This window comes from Saccharomonospora saliphila YIM 90502 (assembly GCF_000383795.1).
Taxonomy (GTDB): domain Bacteria; phylum Actinomycetota; class Actinomycetes; order Mycobacteriales; family Pseudonocardiaceae; genus Saccharomonospora; species Saccharomonospora saliphila.
The window spans coordinates 28,164-33,975 of the sequence record NZ_KB912704.1; the positions used below are offsets into that span (position 1 = coordinate 28,164).

Genomic DNA, 5,812 nt, shown 5'->3' on the forward strand with positions numbered 1-5,812 from the left:
CGCCGGGGCGCGGGGGCGGTGGCGCCGGGGGCGCGTCCGCGCGCGGCCGGTGGTCGAGACTACTGGACAAGGCGTTCCACATCCTCGCGCGCCGTCGCCAGCAGCGCGGCGTAGTCGGCGTCCGGGGTCAGGGAGCGTTGCAGGGTCGGCACGAGCACGTCGTCGACGATCCGCTGCCAGCTCGGATGCGCGGGCCGGGCCGCCGTGGCGGGCCCGGACAGCGTCGTCAGCAGCGCCTCGAAGTGCTCGTAACCGGGTTCCGAGGCGTAGGACTCCAGCGCGGAGCGGCGGGCGGCAAGGCCCAGCGACGAGTCCACGGCGAGCACGTTGTTCTCGTAGGCGAACTCGACGAACTCCAGCGCCAGGTCGGTGCGCGCGCCCGAGGCGGGTGCGGCCAGGTACCACGGGCCGGGCACCGCCCCGATCCCGGCGTCGCCGCCGATCATCGGTGCGACGCCCACCTTGCCGTGCACCGGCGAGTCCTCGCCGATCAGCGGGTACGCGTGCGCCCAGAACCGCATCATGGCGGTCTTGCCCTGGGTGAACAGGTTCTGCGCACCGGCCCAGTCGAGCTGCGCGCCGCCCGGTGGGCTCACGCCGAGACGGGTGGCGAGGTCGCTGTGGAAGCGCAGCGCGGCCAGGTGGGCGTCGTCGTCGATGATGACGCGGCCGTCCCGGTCGAGCACCATCCCGTCCGCACCGGCCTGGAGCACGTGTGCCAGCCACTCGGTCTCCACGGCTCCCTTGACGTCGGTGCCGTAGAGGTCGGTGCCCCGGGTGAAGAACGTCGCCGCGTCCTGGAACTCCCGCCACGTCGTCGGCGGCCGCAGGGGGCGGCCGAACTCGCGCTCGAACGCGCGCGCCTCACCGGGGTCGTCGAACAGGTCGGTCCGGTAGAACAGCACCTCGGCGTTGGTCCACGCCGGCATCCCGACGAAGGTGCCGTCGACCTGCGCCTCCCGCACCAGAGCGGGGAACAGGTCCGCGCGCACCCGCTCGCCGAACAGCTCGTCGAGCGGGGCGAGCGCCCCGGCGAAGGTCGCCAGCCACACCGCGTCGAGCGCGGCGAGGTCGAACGACACGGACCCGGAGGTGAGCTCGCTGTTCAGCCGGTCGAACAGACCCTCGTAGGGCAGCTCGACGAAAGTGACCTCCCGGCCGGTCCTGCGCGTGTAGGCCTCGGCGATCTTGGTCAGCTCGGATTTGCCGCCCGCCTCGCAGAGGATGCTCAGCGGCCCGGAACCGCCGCCCGCGGCGCCCCCACCCGCGCCGCACGCCGTGGCCAGTGCCGCGAGTCCGGTCGCTCCGCCGATCCGGAGGAACCCGCGCCGCGACAGACCCGCGCGTGCTCCGCTGTCGCTTCTCATGTCAGTCGTCTCCCATCCGTGGGTGGTCGGGCGTGCGCGGCTCAGGCCCCGAACGCCGTGCCGTCCGGGCGTCCGGGGTTCAGACCCCGAACGCCGTGCCGTCCGGGCGTTCGCGGCTCAGGCCCCGAACGCCGTGAGGTCCTGGAACTCGGCGGTGCCGTCGAAGACGTTCATGCCGAACCGTCCGGCCGTGTAGGTCGCGTCGGTCACGTCGAGCACCGGGTCGGCGGCGTCGTTGAGGAACACCCGCAGCCGCTCTCCCCTGGCCTCGACCCGCAGCCGATAGGTCCGGCCCGTCTCCACCGGTACCGGCGCGGTGGCGAGGTCGGCCCCGGGCCGCCACAGTTTGACCAGCCCCGCCGCGTCCAGCGTGGCCGTGTAGTGGCCGGAACCGTCGTCGGTGGCCCGGAACGTCAGCCCCGCCGCGCCACCCTCGACGAGCCGGATCTCACCGGTGTAGAGGGCGTCGTCGGCGGTGGTGCGGCTGAGCTGGAACGCGTCGCCCGACGCGGTGCCGCGCCGGCCGCCCGCCGTGGAGGTCCAGCTCCCGCCGAGCGTGTCGAACTCGGTGCCGAGGGTGCCGCAGAAGCTGTCCCCGCCGACCTTGAGCGCACCGAAGTCGGCCGTGCCGTCGAAGACGTTCACGCCGAGGTGCCCGGAGGAGTAGGCCGAGTCGGCCACGTCGATCAGCGGCTCGGCCGCGCCGTCCACGAACACCCGGAGCCGCTGTCCCTCGGCCACCACCCGCAGGTGGTGGGTCCGGCCCGCCCGGACCGGATACGGGGCACTCGCCAGGTCGGCGCCGGGCCGCCACAGCTTGACCAGCCCCGCCGTATCCAGCGTGGCCGTGTAGTGGCCGGAACCGTCGTCGGTGGCGCGGAGCGTCAGCCCCGCCGCGCCACCGGCGGCGATGCGCACGTCGCCGCTGTAGGTGACATCGTCCGCGGTCGCGGCGGCGAGCGAGAAGCCGTCCCCCGCGGCGGTGCCCCGGCGCCTGCGGGACGGCTCGGTCCAGTCGCCTGCGACGGGATTCCACGGCCCCGCGAGATTGGTGCACACACCGCCCGCGCCGACGGCCGCGTTGTTCACCGCCGCCGTGCCGTCGAAGACGTTCACGCCGAGGTGCCCGGAGGAGTAGGCCGAGTCGGTCACGTCGATCAGCGGCTCGGCGGACCCGTCGAGGTACACCCGGATTCGCGGCCCTTCGGCCACCACCCGCACGTGGTAGGTCCGCCCGGCTTCGACCGGCACCGGCGCGGTGGCGAGGTCGGCCCCGGGCCGCCACAGTTTGACCAACCCCGCGGTGTCCAGCGACGCCGTGTAGTGCTCGGTGGCGTCCGCGCTCGCGCGGAAGGTCACCCCGGCCGCCGCGCCGTCGAGCACGCGCAGGTCGGCGTCGTAGGTGAAGTCGGACTCGACCCGCTCGCCGAGGTAGAACGCGTCACCGGAGGCGGTGCCGCGTTTGCCCGCCGCGATGTCGGTCCAGGTGCCGCCCACGGCGTGCCAGGGTCCGAGGTTGCCGCGCAGCGTCGCCTCCGCCTCGCTCTCCCGCCAGGCCGAGGCAAGGTGGTGCAGTTTCAGGGAGACCAGCTCGACCTCCCCGCCCGTGGCGAACACGCTCACCCCGCGGCTTCCCTGCGCGGAGTCGAAGTCGACGTTGTCCGAGTAGGACAGCGCGCCGTCGTTGCCGAAGATCGCGAGCTGTCCCCGGTCGACGAGCAGGCGCATCCGCACGCGCCCGTTCTCGGGCGGCAGCGGCGCGCCGTAGAGCGTCCGCGCGCCGACGTCGTAGGTCACCGCCCGGTCGTAGGTGCCGTCGGAACGGGTGTGCAGGCGCAGCCCGAACTCGTCGGCGGTGGCGGTCACGACGTCGAACTCGGCGCTGATCTCGTAGGTGTCGGCGGACACCCCGGCCAGCGGGTCGCTTGCGGCCTCGGGCGTGATCGTGCGGTCCGACCAGCTTTCGGTGCGGGTCCGTAGCGTGGCGATCTCGTCGATGGGCTCCCGGGTCACCCGCACGCCCTCCGGCGTGCCGCGCAGGCCGAGTTCGGCGGGGAAGGTGGCGTTGCCGGTCCACACACTGCCCTGGTTGGAAGGCTGCCACGCGAGTTGCACCACGCGGTCGTCGGGCATGTGGGACACGGTCAGCCCGGCATAGAAGGTACCGCCGTCGAACGAGGTCCGGCCCTGGTCCATCTTCTGCGGCGCCGTCCAGTCGGTGGTGAACGTGGTGCCGTCGAAGTCACCCACGACGTACTCGCCCTCCGCGTCGGCGAGGACCCACCGCCGCCGCTGCGGATCGCCGTCGACCGGCAGTGCGACCAGGTCGGGGCACTCGTACAGCCACGGCGCGTCGACGCGGCTGCGGAACGTCCAGTTCAGCAGATCCGGCGCGGTGTAGATGTCGACGCCGTTGCCCCCGTGATCGGACCAGATCACCATCACCCAGCGTTCGTCCGGCTCGTACCAGAACACCTTGGCGTCCCGGCTCGTGCCTTCGGGTACCACCACCGGTCGGCCGTCGTCATGGCTCTGGAACGTCTCACCGCCGTCGGTGCTGTAGGCCACCCGCACGCCGTCGGTTCCGGTGAATACCACGATCGGGTCATCGACGCCGTCGCGCAGGCCGGAGGTGTTCGCGGTGTCGACCACGCCGGACCCCGACCACAGGTTCCCCGGGTGGACCCCGGGTTCGAGGGCGATCGGCTTCTGGGTCCAGTGCACCAGGTCGGGGCTGGTCGCGTGTCCCCAGTGCATCGTGTCCCAGTCGAGACCGTGCGGATTGTGCTGGAAGAACAGGTGGTACTCGCCCCGGTAGTACAGCGGCGCATTGATGTCGTTCATCCACCCGCCACGCGGGCTGAAGTGGAACTGTCCGCGGTGGGGCTCGGTGTAGTCGGTGGCCTCGTAGGGAAATTCGGGGTAGGTCACGGTGTCTCCGGCCCGGGCGGGCGCGGGCGCGACGAGCGTCGCGCCGACGAGGACGGTGGCGGAGGCCAGCACGAGGCCGGCGCGCGGGGCGTGCGTCGTCACCATTGACGAACTCCGTTCTGTCGTCACGGCCCGCGCTCCACGCGGATGGCGGGCCGCGGGCTGGTCGGCGGGCCTGCCGGTCAGGGGGTGGGGCGGAGGGTGTAGTCGGACGTGTGCGCCACGACCTGCTCGGTACGGCCGCTGTCGAGCACGGTGGTGCCGGTGGTGCTGGCGTCCAGCACGACCGTGTTGCACGCCAGGTTGCTCACCACGTGATTGTTGGTGACGTGGTTGGCGTGGCCGGAGGCGATCAGGATCATGGTCGGCTCGGCTCCGGACGGGCTGATCTCGGCGCTGTCGACGTGGAACGCGATCAGGTTCGTGGTGACCATGTTGTTGTCGCCCCGCAGGTGGACCACGCCGTACAGGTCGTCCTTGCCGTTGTCGTAGTCCCGCATCGGCGGCCACGGCTCGACCTCCCTGCGGAGGTGGTTGCCGCTGATCAGGTTCTCCTTGTTCAGCCCGTCGGAGTCGATCATTCCCGGGTAGAACCCGTGCAGCCGGTTGCCGGTGATCGACGAGCGGTGGGTGTCGCGCAGGTGCACCAGGCTGGCGCCCCGGGGGAAGATGTTGTTACCGGAGACCAGCAGCTCAACGTGTCCCTCGGCGAGGACGGAATAGCCCACATAGCCCGCGCCGATCAGGTTGTCGGACACCTTGCTGGCCTGTCCCGAGCCGATCAGCTCGACGCAGTTGCCACACTCGGCGATGAAGTTGCCGCTCACGCTGAGGGCGTCGGCGTCCCGCACCACCAGAGCGTGCTCAAGGTAGACGAAGCCCATCCGCTCGACGCGGAAGGCGTCGTTGGCCGTGTCGGCGAGAATGCCCGTCTTGCCGTTGGTGTAGGAGTTCTCGTTCGAGCCGAAGCTGAGGCCGTCGAGGCAGAAGTTCTCGAACACCACCGAGCTCAGCCGCGGGTCCCCGGACCGGGCCACGAGGAAGGCCTCGCCGTTGCCGTCGTCGTTGTCCACCATGATCCGGCTCGAACCCGGCCAGATCTCGTGCCAGTCCGAGGTGTCCCCGCTGTTGTAGCGGATGCTCGACGAGGTGAAGCCGTGGCCGGAGCCCTTGATCGTCAGGTAGCTCACGTCCACCAGGACGCGCGTCCGCAGCGGATAGTCGCCGGGCGGCAGGTAGATCACCGCGCCCGGCTTGGCCTCCTGGTCGGGCTGTTGCCTCTTGACGTCGGCGATGATGTCGTTGATCAGCGCGCCGACATCGGTGAAGCAGGTGATCGACGAATCGCTTGAGTGCGTCCAGGTCGTGACATCGTAGAGGGTCGACACGGCGGTTCCTTCCGTTCGCGGGCGGGATCGTCAGACGACTCCGATGAGCGTGTTGTGCGGCGGGCGCGGGCGGCTCCGCTCCGGGGCCGCCGGTGCGGGTTCGGTGGCCCGCCCGCCGCGGGGCAG

General features: G+C 71.5%; 3 protein-coding genes. All 3 read right to left on the reverse strand.

All coding sequences use genetic code 11. The features are described 5' to 3' along the window. Window positions 1-59 precede the first annotated feature (59 nt). The 3 genes from SACSA_RS0116325 to SACSA_RS0116335 all read right to left on the reverse strand — a co-directional run bounded on the left by SACSA_RS0116325 (window position 60) and on the right by SACSA_RS0116335 (window position 5,686). Window positions 60-1,367 (reverse strand): ABC transporter substrate-binding protein, encoded by a 1,308-nt coding sequence (locus SACSA_RS0116325; RefSeq protein ID WP_019818776.1) that lies wholly within the window; start codon window positions 1,365-1,367, stop codon window positions 60-62. Window positions 1,368-1,484: 117 nt separating this feature from the next. After that, window positions 1,485-4,403 (reverse strand): GH32 C-terminal domain-containing protein, encoded by a 2,919-nt coding sequence (locus SACSA_RS0116330; RefSeq protein WP_019818777.1) that lies wholly within the window; start codon window positions 4,401-4,403, stop codon window positions 1,485-1,487. Between the two features lie 77 nt (window positions 4,404-4,480). Next, window positions 4,481-5,686, reverse strand: a complete 1,206-nt coding sequence (locus tag SACSA_RS0116335; protein WP_019818778.1) for a NosD domain-containing protein — start codon at window positions 5,684-5,686, stop codon at window positions 4,481-4,483. Window positions 5,687-5,812: the final 126 nt, after the last annotated feature.

Coding starts and splice junctions, on each gene's coding strand:
- SACSA_RS0116325 (WP_019818776.1), bottom strand. CDS start 1,367: ATGAGAAGCGACAGCGGAGCACGCGCGGGTCTGTCGCGGCGCGGGTTC.
- SACSA_RS0116330 (WP_019818777.1), bottom strand. CDS start 4,403: ATGGTGACGACGCACGCCCCGCGCGCCGGCCTCGTGCTGGCCTCCGCC.